General features: G+C 40.3%; 12 protein-coding genes. 7 read left to right on the plus strand and 5 right to left on the minus strand.

What is annotated here, in order from left to right:
• Nucleotides 1-13 precede the first annotated feature (13 nt).
• The 3 genes from WBW42_RS15205 to WBW42_RS15215 are packed head-to-tail and all read right to left on the minus strand — an operon-like array spanning nucleotide 14 to nucleotide 2,399.
• Entirely contained in the window at nucleotides 14-265 is a 252-nt protein-coding gene (locus WBW42_RS15205; RefSeq protein WP_032005839.1) for a DUF6587 family protein, read from the minus strand.
• A 20-nt stretch (nucleotides 266-285) separates the two neighbouring features.
• A complete protein-coding gene (gene feoB / locus WBW42_RS15210) occupies nucleotides 286-2,139 on the minus strand; it encodes a ferrous iron transporter B (RefSeq protein ID WP_032070641.1) in 1,854 nt (617 codons plus the stop codon).
• Complete coding sequence (locus WBW42_RS15215) at nucleotides 2,136-2,399, minus strand: FeoA family protein (protein ID WP_002121198.1); 264 nt, start codon at nucleotides 2,397-2,399, stop codon at nucleotides 2,136-2,138. Before WBW42_RS15215 ends, feoB begins: the two co-directional genes overlap by 4 nt.
• Before the next feature lie 143 nt (nucleotides 2,400-2,542).
• Here WBW42_RS15215 and xerD point away from each other — a divergent pair, with 143 nt between their 5' ends.
• From xerD to thrC, 4 genes are all read left to right on the plus strand, one after another.
• Nucleotides 2,543-3,463 carry a site-specific tyrosine recombinase XerD gene (gene xerD, locus WBW42_RS15220; protein ID WP_032063102.1) on the plus strand — a complete coding sequence of 307 codons (921 nt, stop codon included), beginning with the start codon at nucleotides 2,543-2,545 and terminating at the stop codon, nucleotides 3,461-3,463.
• A gap of 146 nt (nucleotides 3,464-3,609) precedes the next feature.
• The gene (locus WBW42_RS15225) at nucleotides 3,610-4,425 is read left to right on the plus strand and encodes a DsbC family protein (RefSeq protein ID WP_005065723.1); all 816 of its coding nucleotides are present in this window, start codon (nucleotides 3,610-3,612) and stop codon (nucleotides 4,423-4,425) included.
• 243 nt (nucleotides 4,426-4,668) lie between these two features.
• Nucleotides 4,669-5,970 (plus strand): homoserine dehydrogenase, encoded by a 1,302-nt coding sequence (locus WBW42_RS15230; protein ID WP_002121263.1) that lies wholly within the window; start codon nucleotides 4,669-4,671, stop codon nucleotides 5,968-5,970.
• A 54-nt stretch (nucleotides 5,971-6,024) separates the two neighbouring features.
• Nucleotides 6,025-7,164: a threonine synthase gene (gene thrC / locus WBW42_RS15235; protein WP_284106421.1), complete on the plus strand. Its 1,140-nt coding sequence runs from the start codon at nucleotides 6,025-6,027 to the stop codon at nucleotides 7,162-7,164.
• 107 nt (nucleotides 7,165-7,271) lie between these two features.
• Here the strand turns inward: thrC and pbpG are convergent, their stop codons facing one another.
• Nucleotides 7,272-8,318 carry a D-alanyl-D-alanine endopeptidase PBP7/8 gene (gene pbpG / locus WBW42_RS15240; RefSeq protein WP_005065720.1) on the minus strand — a complete coding sequence of 349 codons (1,047 nt, stop codon included), beginning with the start codon at nucleotides 8,316-8,318 and terminating at the stop codon, nucleotides 7,272-7,274.
• A 212-nt stretch (nucleotides 8,319-8,530) separates the two neighbouring features.
• Here pbpG and gacA point away from each other — a divergent pair, with 212 nt between their 5' ends.
• From gacA to WBW42_RS15255, 3 genes are read left to right on the plus strand one after another with little or no spacing between them, the layout of a single operon-like run.
• Nucleotides 8,531-9,166 carry a response regulator transcription factor GacA gene (gene gacA, locus WBW42_RS15245; RefSeq protein ID WP_002121174.1) on the plus strand — a complete coding sequence of 212 codons (636 nt, stop codon included), beginning with the start codon at nucleotides 8,531-8,533 and terminating at the stop codon, nucleotides 9,164-9,166.
• Nucleotides 9,167-9,176: 10 nt separating this feature from the next.
• Entirely contained in the window at nucleotides 9,177-10,745 is a 1,569-nt protein-coding gene (locus tag WBW42_RS15250) for a sensor histidine kinase (RefSeq protein ID WP_005065716.1), read from the plus strand.
• 24 nt (nucleotides 10,746-10,769) lie between these two features.
• On the plus strand, nucleotides 10,770-12,182 hold the full coding sequence (locus WBW42_RS15255; RefSeq protein WP_032005832.1) for a sigma-54-dependent transcriptional regulator: 1,413 nt from the start codon (nucleotides 10,770-10,772) through the stop codon (nucleotides 12,180-12,182).
• A 3-nt stretch (nucleotides 12,183-12,185) separates the two neighbouring features.
• Here WBW42_RS15255 and WBW42_RS15260 read toward each other — a convergent pair whose 3' ends face one another.
• Nucleotides 12,186-13,370, minus strand: coding sequence for a S41 family peptidase (locus WBW42_RS15260; RefSeq protein ID WP_002121269.1), 1,185 nt, complete (start codon nucleotides 13,368-13,370; stop codon nucleotides 12,186-12,188).
• Between the last annotated feature and the right edge of the window lie 15 nt (nucleotides 13,371-13,385).

Below are 13,385 nucleotides of genomic sequence, written 5' to 3' on the forward strand. Positions count from 1 at the left end.
AGAAATACTAAATTTATTGCCATTTAATCGGCTTAATTTCTTGAACTGTATTGGTAGGTTTATCTTCGCTTGAACACCCACAACCGCCAGCACAACCAAAGGCCATTTTCGGTTTAAGCCATTTTGCCAAAGTTACCCAACCTTGCTTTTCGCAAAATGCTGAGAGTGAAGAAAAGACTGAATTTGCTGTTTTTGGAAATACTTTCTTAAAAACAACTACAGCACTCCAAATCACTAAAACCGCAATAATCAGATATTGAACCATATACAACCTCCTTTATTGCTTTAGCCCCAGTAGTGGGAAGCAATTTGATAGGTAACAAACGATGCAAAATAAGCTAAACCAAACAGATATGCAGTCATAGCTGCAACATGTTTCCATGAACCTGTTTCGCGACGTACCGTTGCCAGTGTTGCCAAACAATGTGGAGCATAAATGAACCACACTAAAAGTGATAAACCTGTTGCCAAAGACCAACCTGTTCCATCTGCACTAATCAGATGTGACAAACCTTGTGCCACAGCATCATCATCTGTTGCAGACAAGGCATAAACTGTACCTAATGCCGCGACAACTACTTCACGAGCAGCCATAGCTGGGATTAAGGCGATACAGATTTGCCAGTTAAAACCAACTGGAGCAAATAAAGGTTGGATAAGATGTCCGAGCATACCTGCAAAACTATAATCTATGGCAGGTAATGTCGCCCCTTCTGGTGGCTGCGGGAAAGTACACAAGAACCAGAGCAAAATAGAGAGCGCAAAAATGATTCCACCGACGCGTTTCAAGAAGATCTTTGCACGATCCAATAAACCGATTCCCACACTTTTTAAATCAGGGAAACGATAACTTGGTAGCTCTAGCAGTAAAGCATGCTGTGACTTATCTTTTTGCAAAAACTTCATTAAAAATGAAACACAAAGCGCACTCACAATACCAGCCATATACAGACCGAAAAGCACTAAACCTTGTAGGTTAAAAATACCCCAGACCATTTTCTCTGGAATGAAGGCAGCAATCAGCAAGGCATAGACGGGTAAACGTGCCGAACAAGTCATTAAAGGCGCAACCATAATGGTCGTAAAACGATCACGAGGGTCACTAATACTACGCGTTGCCATAATTCCCGGTACTGCACAAGCAAAGCTCGAAAGTAAAGGAATAAAGGCACGGCCACTTAAACCAGCTTGGAACATTAATTTATCAAGCAAGAATGCTGCACGCGGTAAATAGCCTGATTCTTCGAGTACTAAAATAAAGAAGAACAAGATCAAAATTTGTGGCAAGAACACAACTACGCCACCCGCGCCTGCAATAATTCCGTCAACAACCAAACTATGCAGTAGTGGTTGGGTAATCACAGTTCCCACTACCTCACCAAGCCAGCCGAAGAAGCCTTCAATACCATCCATGAATGGAGCTGCCCATGCAAAAACTGCTTGGAACACAATAAACATCATGAGCGCAAGGCTAAGTAGGCCCAAAACCGGATGTAAGAAAATTCGATCTAGAAAATCAGTACGCTTATCTCCCTGATCAACATAATGAACTACATCTTTAAAAATCATATCGATTTTTTGATGATGAGTTCCAGTTAAACCACTTAGTTCAGTTTGTGGCACACTATATTTTTCTTGATCAAGGGCATGTAATAAATTTTCAATACCCGCATTACGGACGGCAACTGTTTCAACAACTGGTACGCCCAAACGCTGAGATAACTTTTGAGTATTAATTTGGATGCCACGACGACGCGCTTCATCCATCATATTCAGTACAAGTAAAATCGGACGACCCAACTCGATCATTTCGAGTACTAGTCCTAAATGCAATTTTAAGTTAGTGGCATCAACCACACATAAAAAGGCATCTTGCTGCCCTTCTTCTGCAATTTTACCCAAACACACGTCACGGGTAATTACTTCATCAGGACTGGTGGCATTAAGGCTATATGTACCCGGCAAATCAAGTACACGCACTGCTCGGCCTGAAGGCAACTGAAAATGACCAACCTTACGCTCGACCGTTACGCCTGCATAGTTTGCAACTTTTTGTCGAGTTCCGGTTAAATGGTTAAAAAGAGAGGTTTTACCACAGTTAGGATTTCCCACAAGGGCAATACGTAACGCATCACTCATGCGGGTACTCCTTCTTCTACTTGAATTTCAATTTTTTCCGCTTCTGCTTTACGTAAAGCGAAACGAGTAAAGCCAATTTGGATTAAGATCGGATCACCACCAAAAATACCTTTGGTAATCACTTCCACTCGTGTGCCCGGTACAAAGCCCAGACTTTCCAAACGAATTGCGACCAAATCTTGCTGCTCGGACTCTAGTTCTATCCGATTCACTTTGGTGATGGTCGCCGCTTGCTTCACTTTTAAAGCTGATAAACGCACCGCATCCGATCCTAAACCTTTTTTAATAGTATACATATAAATGAGAATAATTACCAAATAAGGTTAAATTTCACTTCTTATCTAGTTTAATCGACAAACCTTAAAGTTTCTTTTACAGTACAGAAGTTTAGAGGATCTAGTGTATGTTGAATAAAAAACCGCGTATTCCAAGCCCTGTTCAAATTCCTGAACATTTGAGCTTTTTACAAGGTTTTCGTGACTATCTCGTTGCTCAGACGGTAAGTCCACATACACGTAATGCTTATTTATCCGACCTTATTCAATGCAGTGAACTTCATAAAAAATTAGCTCTTCCGGAGTGGACAAGTGATGATATCGCTGATGTTTTGATTGAGTTGACTAAAGCTGGAAAAAGCCCACGCTCGATTGCTCGTTGCTTATCTGCCCTACGCCAGTTTTACAAATTTTTACGTGAACAGAAATTACGAAGCGATAATCCTGTAGCAACCCATCATTCTCCCAAAATTGGCAGAGCCTTACCCAAAGATCTATCAGAAGAAGATGTCGAAGCACTGATTCAGGCTCCAGACATTAATACAGAACTGGGTTTACGCGATCGGGCAATGTTTGAAGTTCTTTACGCATGTGGTTTACGTGTTTCAGAACTGCTGAACTTGCGCCTAGAACTTATTAACTTAAAACAAGGCTATTTAAGAATTACTGGTAAAGGTAATAAAGAGCGTTTGGTCCCGCTAGGGCAATTTGCTTGTGAATGGGTAGAACGCTACTTGCAGGATGCTCGGCCTCAACTCTATAAAAGCTCTACTGACTATCTCTTTTTAACTCAACACGGCGGAATTATGAGCCGTCAGAACTTCTGGTATGCCATTAAGCGTTACGCCTTACAAGCCAATATTCAAGCTGAACTCTCACCTCACACCTTACGTCACGCCTTTGCAACACACCTGCTCAATCACGGCGCCGATTTACGCGTAGTACAAATGTTATTGGGTCATAGTGACTTATCAACTACTCAAATTTACACACATGTAGCACAAGTGAGAATGCAACAATTGCATGAAAAACATCATCCTAGAGGTTAAAAAATTTAAAACTTATTATTTGAAATACACCCAACAATCAATTGATTTCGTTCACAAAGGTTAAGAAAGTTTTAACAATACACACTAGATTTTTTGTTATGCTTAGCAGCTTCTGACTATAAATACTGATGAAATAAGGGTTATCTATGTCTTTTACCCGATCTCAACTGTTTCTTGCCTGTGCTTTGGCTTCTAGCCTGTTATTCAGTGCTTGTTCTAAAGAAAACAAACCACAAAAAGAAGATGCGCTCACTGCGACCGCACCTGCTACTGGGGAAGCTTCAACCATCATTGAACGCAATGCGAAACAGCGTTTAATTGAAACTTTGCAAAAACAATTTAAGAGTGCAAACATCAACGCCAAAATTTTAGATATCAAGCCTACTGAAGTGCCTAACTTATATTGGGTAAATCTCGAAGGAATGACGTCGATTTATACAACCAGTGATGGTAAATACCTGATTCAAGGTGATGTCATCCGTTTAGGCGGTAAAGAACTGCATAATATCGGCGATAATCTTCAAGCTTCAGAAAACAAGAAGCATCTGGCTGCTTTAAAAAATGAAGATTTGATCGTTTACCCAGCTAAAGGTGGTAAGGCTAAACATGTGATTTATGTGTTTACCGATGCAAGCTGTCCTTATTGCCACAAATTACATGAGCATTTACCTGAAATTAATGAAAAAGGTATTGAGGTACGCTATATCGCTTGGCCACGCGGTGAACAATTTATGCCAACTATGGAAGCTGTATGGTGTAGTGCAGATCGTAAAGCTGCCTTTAACCAAGCAGTACAAGGTATCAATATCCCACCTGCTCAATGTAAAAACCCTGTCCGTGAACAATATCAACTTGGCTTAAACATGGGTGTAAATGGAACACCGGCTATTTACAATGTTGATGGTGAGTACTTAGGTGGATACCTAACACCGGATGAATTAATTAAACGTCTGGATAAATAACATCCTTTAGGCTGATGAATGATTAATCATCTATCTCTTTTAAAAAGCGCTGCTCTGATCGCAGCGCTTTGTTTTTTCAACAATTAATATTTAAACAACCTCTGTTTAAAGACTGATCTACTCTTCTTTTCCAAACATCGCACTCTAATTCATTGAACAAGCACTAAAAGCGCTAGAGTCTGGCGTTTTTTTTAGCTATGATCTAGCTTCAACTAAATGATTAAATGATGAATGGAGTGTGACGTGAAACCAGTTCGCCTGGCAATACTCGGTCTAGGAACCGTAGGTGGAGGAGCCCTTAAACTACTACAAGAAAATGCCGCTGAAATTAAACGTCGCACCGGTCGAGAAATTCAAATTACCCACGTTGGAACACGCCGCCCTCGTCCAGATCTTGAATTGGAAGGGATTAAACAAAGCGCCGATTTACTTGACATCGTTCGTCAACCAGACGTTGATGTAGTTGTAGAAGTTATGGGTGGGATCCACCCTGCTTACGAAGTTATCATGGAAGCGATCAAACACGGCAAACAAGTCGTGACTGCAAATAAAGCGCTACTCGCTGAACATGGCAATGAATTATTTAAAGCAGCAGAAGACAATGCTGTGCAAATTGCTTATGAAGCAGCAGTTGCTGGCGGTATTCCAATTATTAAAGTGATCCGTGAAGGTCTTGCTGCAAACCATATCGAATGGTTGGCAGGTATTATTAATGGTACAGGTAACTTTATTCTGACTGAAATGCGTGAGAAAGGTCGTGCATTTGATGATGTATTAAAAGAAGCTCAAGAACTCGGTTATGCAGAAGCAGATCCAACGTTTGACGTTGAAGGTATTGATGCTGCGCATAAACTTACCATTTTAGCGTCTTGTGCGTTTGGTATTCCTCTTCAATTTGATAAGGTTTATACCGAAGGTATCAGCAAAATCACTGCGCAAGATGTGAAATATGCCGAAGATCTTGGTTTCCGCATTAAACATCTTGGTATTGCACGTCGTGCTGAAAAAGGTATTGAATTACGTGTTCACCCAACACTTATTCCAGATGAACAGCTGATTGCGAATGTAAACGGCGTTAAAAATGCTGTTTTAGTTCAAGCTAATGCCGTAGGTCCAACACTCTATTACGGCGCGGGTGCAGGCGCAGGTCCTACAGCTTCTGCGGTTGTTGCCGACGTTATTGATATTGTTCGTGACATCTCTTATACCGAAGACGGCGCAGGAACAATTCCTCAGTTGGCTTTTGAAGCATTAACCAATGTGCCAATTTTAAGCCGTGAAGAAATGACCACAGGTTACTACATCCGCTTAAATGCAGAAGATCAAACTGGCGTACTTGCAGATGTGACTACCATCTTAAGTCGCGCTGGAATTAGTATTGATGCGATCATGCAACAATCTCGTTTAAAAGACCTTATTCCAATCGTGATTCTGACTGATCCAATCGTTGAATCAAAAATGGATGATGCTCTTGCACAAATCCAAGCATTACCTGCAATTCGTGGCGAAATCGTAAGAATTCGTTTAGAATCGCTCGATAGTTAATCAGGTTGAGGGAAAGATTCCCTCTCCCGCTTCACCTCTAATTGGAACACCATCATGTCTAATGCCAATCGTTATACTGGTCTTGTAGATCGTTATCGTGACCGTTTGCCAGTTTCGGCAACTACTCGTGCTATCTCTTTGGGTGAAGGCAACACCCCACTCATTAAACTTGAGAATATTCCACGTATTATTGGCAAAGATGTTGAAATTTATGTGAAATATGAGGGTTTAAACCCAACTGGTTCATTTAAAGACCGTGGTATGACCATGGCTGTAACCAAAGCGGTTGAAGAAGGCTCTAAAGCGATTATCTGTGCATCTACTGGTAACACTTCTGCTGCTGCTGCTGCCTATGCTGCACGTGCAGGTATCAAAGCATTTGTTTTGATTCCAGAAGGCAAAATTGCGATGGGTAAAATGGCACAAGCGATGATGTATGGTGCGATCACTATGCAAATTCGTGGTAACTTCGATGATGGTATGCGTCTTGTAAAAGAAGTCGCTGATCAAGCGCCTGTAACGATTGTAAACTCAATCAACCCTTACCGTTTGCAAGGTCAAAAGACTATTGCTTATGAAATCGTTGAAGCTTTAGGCCGTGCACCTGATTACCACTGCTTACCTGTAGGTAACGCAGGTAACATCACCGCTCACTGGATGGGTTATACCGAAGCTGTAGCAAACCAACCTGCTGATCAGTTTGAACAAGTGATTTATGATGCTGCTACTGATCAATTCACTGGTCCAAAACCAGAAGGTTTACCGACTATGGTGGGTTACCAAGCTTCTGGCGCAGCTCCATTCTTACGTGGCGCTCCAGTTGAAAGCCCTGAAACTGTTGCAACTGCAATCCGTATTGGTAATCCACAAAGCTGGAACCATGCAAAAGCTGTAGTACGTGACTCTAAAGGCTGGTTTGATGAACTTCAAGACAGCGAAATTTTAGAAGCTCAACGCTTACTTTCTATGTATGAAGGCGTATTTGTTGAGCCAGCGTCTGCTGCTTCTATCGGCGGTGCGATCCGTGATATTAAAGCGGGTAAAATTGCTGAAGGTTCTGTAATTGTATGTACAGTAACTGGTAATGGCTTGAAAGATCCTAACACTGCAATCAAACAATGTGCTGATGCAGTGATGTTGTCAATTGATGCAACAATGGACCAAGTAAAAGATTCGATTTTATCTAATATGTAAGATCTGATTTTTCAAAAAAACGGCTGTATTAAACAGCCGTTTTTTTATGTCTTTTTTATAGCCATAAAAAAACGCTTCTTGATAGAAGCGTTTTTAGAATATTGAACTTAAATACGTTTTGGTAAATTACTTAACCAACCCAATAAGTTAGTTGCATCATTATTACGTGCCTGTGTACTTGGTTCACCAAGTAATACAATGACTGCTGGACGTGAATTTACAGTCGTGTGCATTACAACACAGCGACCTGCTTCATTAATATATCCAGTTTTAGACAAGTTAATATTCCAACCACCATTACGCACTAGAGCATTGGTATTATTAGATTTCAACACGCGATAACCCAAGTTAAAATCATAAGTCGGTGTGGTTGAGAATTGACGAATCAAGCCATATTGAGAAGCTGTACTTACCAAAATTCCTAAGTCACGTGCTGAAGACACATTACGCGGATCTAAACCAGTTGACTCATAATAGTGAGTCGAACTCATACCCAAGGCACGAGCTTTAGCATTCATTGCAGCTACGAATGCAGGACGCCCACCCGGATAAGTACGTGCTAAAGCTGCTGCTGCTGGGTTTTCTGACTTCATTAGAGCGAACAGAAGAACTTCTGCACGGTTCATCTTGTCACCAACACGTAAGGTTGAACTTGAGTTTTTACCACCTGCACCAGCAAAATCAATTTGCTCAAGTGTAATTTCTTCTGACATGTTTAAACGGGCATCTGCCGTTACAACCGCTGTCATCACCTTTGTAATAGATGCAATTGGCACAGAAGCGTTAGTATTTTTACTGTAGAGCACTTCACCAGTTTGCGCGTCCATCACAAGTGCAGCTCGAGCACTTACACTCGGCTGGGCATTGTAACCAGACGTATCACGGATTGGAGCAATCTTCGGTGCAGATGCTACAATTTTAGGTGCGCTACCACCACGCAAAGTTGTGGTTACCGATGTTGAACCTTGCGGAGTAGGTTCGTCATCTTCATCATTTAAAAATTGGCTAGCATCAGCTGAAGACCAATTTAAGCTTGCAGTACCACTATTCCCTGAGGACGGGTTATTGACGAGTTCTGCAAAGCTTGTTGAACTCAAACTAAGCAAAATAGACATGCTTAGCACATGCATTAAAGACTTTTTAGAATTTTTCACGGCACAATACTCGACTCAGGGTGATACACATTTGCGCTTACTATAATTATGCCTTACATTTGAGGTATAAGGTATAACGCTTTTACCGACACAATTGTGCACAACTATTCGCTCACTATATAAGAATAGGATTGCTAATTTTGTCATTCCATTGCAAGCTAATTTTGCTTTATGTAACAAAAAACTTGTTTTTTGAAAGAAAGGAGGTCTTCTTGATTACAGTTTTAGTTGTGGATGACCATGAACTTGTACGTACAGGTATCTGCCGTATGTTAGAAGATCATGCCGATGTAGAGGTCATTGGACAAGCCGAATCGGGTGAAGAAGCAATTGCTATTGTTCGTCAGAAACATCCTCAAGTTGTGCTACTTGATGTCAATATGCCTGGCATCGGCGGCGTAGAAACAACACGTCGTTTACTGCAAACCGCACCAGATACAAAAGTGATTGCAGTCAGTGGCTTAGCAGAAGAACCTTACCCTTCTCTTTTGCTTAAAGCAGGAGCTAAAGGTTACATCACCAAAGGTGCTCCAATTACCGAAATGGTTCGGGCTATCAATAAAGTGATGCAAGGCGGCAAATACTTTAGTGCCGATATTGCGGAGCAATTAGCAAGTTCTTATTTATCCGATACACAGCAATCACCTTTTGATTCTCTCTCTGAACGAGAAATGCAAGTTGCAATGATGGTTGTAAATTGTATTAGCGCTCAAGAAATTGCAGACAAACTTTTTGTAAGTGTTAAAACAGTGAATACTTACCGCTACCGTATTTTTGAAAAGCTAGCCATTGATAGTGATGTTAAACTGACTCATCTCGCGATTCGTTACGGTCTGATCAAGCCTTAATCAGACTTACATGCAATTTCCCGTAAACTCATCCTTGTCCCATACGATATTTCGTTTGGGCACGTGGTATGGTTTATATCGCCTTATTATTGCGGTTAGCCTGAATATTATTTTGGTTTTAACCGATGCTCAAATCGACAATAGTCTACAACAACCCACTTTATATTCTTATACACTACTCGGCTATTCGCTCTTAAGCCTTCTTCAACTTTTATGCTTCAAGTTTATTGCCACTCAGGCAACAAGGCAGCTCATTTTATTTTTTGTAGTTGATATTATCTGTCTGAGTTTACTTACATTTTCAGTAGGCGAACCCAATCTTCAACTCAGCTTGCTCTATGTTATTGCCATATTTACTTCGGCCATTTTACTTAGCGCAAGAATGTCGTTGCTCATTACATTACTTGCAGTCATTGCGGTTATTTACCAACGCTTCGTTGGCAGTTTATTTGACTACAATAATTTAAATACGATTGGTAATAGCGCCTTATTGGCATTCTTGTTTTTTGTAGTACATGGAATCGGACAAATTGCGGTCCAGCGCTTTAAATTACTTGAAGCGCTAACTTTCCATCAATCAATAGAACTCTATCAACTACAAAATATTAACCGCTATATCTTGGAACAAATTGAAGAGGGCTATTTAGTTCTAGATGAAAACTACGACATTGTTTTAAGTAACCCAGCCGCCTGCTCTCTTTTAGGAATTCCACCTCAATTTGCCAGTGAAAAATATCCCTTAGCAAAATGGCATGCTGACTTATTTGAAATTCTTAAGTTTGATAACTTAAAAGAAGGTGATCGATTTATTTTTGAGTCTCGACTGTCGGCTTACTCTATTAATATTAAAGTGCAACATCTTTTGGTGCCGCAGCAAGCATTAACACTACTCATCTTACAAGATGCGCAGCAGATTAATCAGCAAGCTCAACAACTCAAACTTGCTGCTTTAGGACAACTCTCAGCAAGTATTGCACATGAGATCCGTAATCCTCTTGCAGCCATTGTTCAAGCAAATGAATTACTCAAAGATAGTGACGCGGAACAGCAAAATACTTTACGCAATATGATTGGCAAGCAAACGAAACGCATTGATAGTATTGTTCAAGATACGTTAGGACTTGCCCGCAGTGAAAGAACGTATCCCATCCAGATTGAATTAAATGACTTCTTAAAAACGTTATTAGATGAAGATTTATCTGATGTTAAACATGCGATCCAGCTTAAAAGTTCTGATTTATCCTTAAAGCTATTGTTTGATGAAAAGCAACTCAGACAAGTGCTCATTAACCTTGTTAGGAATGCTCTACGCCACAATGCACCCCACTCTCCCGATGTTCTGATCAATATCCATTCACAAACAAATAAAATTTATATTGATGTGATCGATTACGGTGAAGGGGTTTCAAAACGTGATATATCTCAATTATTTAAACCATTTTTTAGTACCGAAATTAATGGAACTGGTTTAGGATTATATTTGTCTCATAGTTTTTGTGAGGCAAACCATGCAAAGCTCACTTATGTAGAGCAAAAACAAGGGGCATGCTTCAGAATAGAATGCCCAATAATATATTGATTTTTTTATTAGGTTTTTGGGGAAATGGCAGAACAGCAACCACTCGTTTTGCTTGTAGACGATGAAGAAGATTTGTGCCTGTTAATGCAAATGACTCTTGCACGAATGGGGATTAAGACACATCTTGCTTATCGGGTTGAACAGGCCAAACAGCTCTTTACTCAGTTTCATTACGATGCGTGCTTGACCGATTTAAATCTACCTGATGGTAGTGGTTTAGAATTGGTTCAACATGTTTCTCAAACTTACCCACACACACCCATTGCAGTCTTAACTGCATACGGCAATATGGATATTGCAATTGCAGCACTAAAAGCGGGAGCTTTTGATTTTGTCAGCAAACCGATTAACCAAATTCATTTAGATCAATTGTTAAAAAAGGCGCTTAACCAGCCAAAACCAGAGCATGAGTTCGGTGAAACAACATTAGAAAATGACTTATTAATTGGGCGTTCACCACCTATACAAAACTTACGGACAGCTATTAAAAAAATAGCCCGCTCCCAAGCTCCTGTATTTGTTACAGGCGAGTCTGGTACGGGTAAAGAAGTTGTTGCGAATCTGATTCACCGATTAAGCAACCGCAGTGAAGGACCATTTATTGCAATTAACTGTGGAGCAATCCCAACTGAGCTCATGGAAAGTGAACTTTTCGGGCATAAAAAAGGGAGCTTTACTGGCGCGACTCAAGACAAACAAGGTCTGATTTTATCGGCACACGGCGGCAGTTTATTTTTAGATGAAATTGCCGAATTGCCTTTAAGTATGCAAGTTAAATTGCTTCGGGCAGTACAAGAGAAAAAGATTCGCCCTGTAGGTTCAGATCAGGAAATTGATGTCGATTTTCGAGTAATCAGTGCCAGTCACCAAGACTTAGATTTATTAGTTCAACAAGGTAAATTCCGTCAGGACTTATTTTTCCGTATTCATGTTATGGATATTATGTTGCCGCCACTACGTGACCGTGGTGGAGATATTTTGCTATTGGCCAATCATTTTATTCAAAAGGTTTGTACGGAATGGGGAGTTTCAAGCAAGCAATTAACGGCGAGCGCTGAAACTTACTTATTGCAGCAAGACTTTCCGGGTAATGTTCGTGAATTAAGAAATATGATTGAGCGAGCTATTACTTTAAGTGATGATGAGCCCATTGATTTAACACACTTAGCACCTCCTCCTAGAGGCAGTAGCGTGAGCCCGCAAATCGTAACGAAACAACTAAATCAAACACCGGCTGTTCAGACTCACCCAAAATTTCCAATGGAAGGTTTAGAACGCTACTTAGAAAATATCGAAAAAGATATTTTACTGAATGCGCTAAATATGACTCATTGGAATCGAACTTTGGCAGCTAAAAAGCTAGGAATGACATTCCGTTCTTTGCGCTATCGGCTCAAAAAGTTTGGCTTAGATACTGAAATGGGAGAGGAAGTATAAAAATTACTTCCTCTTTAGGAATAAATCTGCAACGCGCTCTAAATATACGTCTTCTTTCATTTCTGCAGGTAATGGATAGGTCTGGTTAGGCTGAATACCCTGTCCTTCAATCATATTGCCATTTGGCGTGTAGTAGTGAGAGACTGTCATTTGTAGAGCTGCTCCACTCGGTAAAGGAAATAGCTTTTGCACTACACCTTTTCCATAACTTTTTTCACCCATCACCCAAGCACGCTGGTGTTCTTTCATGGCCGCAGTAAAAACTTCTGCTGCCGATGCAGAGCGGTGATTAATTAATATACCCAGTTTTATATTCTGAAATTCATTACCGGGCAAAGCCTGAAACTGCTGGTTACCTTCCGAACGGCTTTTGGTTGAAACAATAATTCCGTTATTTAAAAATAAATCTGCTGACTCAACTGCTGCCGATAACAACCCACCCGGATTGTTTCGCAAATCGATTAAAACAGCTTTTAAACGTGGAGAACTGTTTTCTTCAATTAATCTTTTAATTTCATTAGCAGTGTCTTGTTGGAATACTCTAATTTTTAGTACGAGCACCTGATTATGTAGCATTACAGGTTCTATATCGGTTTCTATTTTTTTATTACGAACTAAGTTGATATTTCCGTTTAGCTCTTCTGCTTGTACTTGAAGTGTACTTCCAATAGAACCGTAAAGTAGGCCAAGCACCTGATCTTGGTTTAAATTTTTTAAATCTTGGTTATCAATTTTGAGAATCGTCTGACCATTTCTCAAACCTAATTTATAGGAATCAGAACCGGTTTTAAGATCACGAATCATCCATTTATGAGCATGTGATTCAGGGCTTAATGCAAAATCAACTGATGCAAGATCACCCTCTGTGTATTGAATCAGTTGGCGATATTCTTCTGCCGATAAATAACGCGAATAACGATCTAACCCGCTCACTAACCCTTTTATGGCTTGTTGAAATAAGGCATCGTCAGATTTCACATCAACGTAGTTATCTCGAACAATTCCATAGATTTGCACAAACTGTTGAATCGACTCGATCGGCACCTCTGCATAGCTATGTTCCGGTTCTTCCGAATCCGAATGCAAAGGTGACATTTTTTCTTTTACAACTGGCGCTGCAAAGGTAAATTGGCTGCAACACAGCAACATACTTACAATAAGTTTTTTATATTTAATGTGTTGCAGCATCCAATCACCTTTAAC

This window comes from Acinetobacter sp. LT1, assembly GCF_059800965.1.

Coding starts and splice junctions, on each gene's coding strand:
- WBW42_RS15205 (WP_032005839.1), bottom strand. CDS start 265: ATGGTTCAATATCTGATTATTGCGGTTTTAGTGATTTGGAGTGCTGTA.
- feoB (WP_032070641.1), bottom strand. CDS start 2,139: ATGAGTGATGCGTTACGTATTGCCCTTGTGGGAAATCCTAACTGTGGT.
- xerD (WP_032063102.1), top strand. CDS start 2,543: ATGTTGAATAAAAAACCGCGTATTCCAAGCCCTGTTCAAATTCCTGAA.
- WBW42_RS15225 (WP_005065723.1), top strand. CDS start 3,610: ATGTCTTTTACCCGATCTCAACTGTTTCTTGCCTGTGCTTTGGCTTCT.
- thrC (WP_284106421.1), top strand. CDS start 6,025: ATGTCTAATGCCAATCGTTATACTGGTCTTGTAGATCGTTATCGTGAC.
- WBW42_RS15250 (WP_005065716.1), top strand. CDS start 9,177: ATGCAATTTCCCGTAAACTCATCCTTGTCCCATACGATATTTCGTTTG.
- WBW42_RS15255 (WP_032005832.1), top strand. CDS start 10,770: ATGGCAGAACAGCAACCACTCGTTTTGCTTGTAGACGATGAAGAAGAT.
- WBW42_RS15260 (WP_002121269.1), bottom strand. CDS start 13,370: ATGCTGCAACACATTAAATATAAAAAACTTATTGTAAGTATGTTGCTG.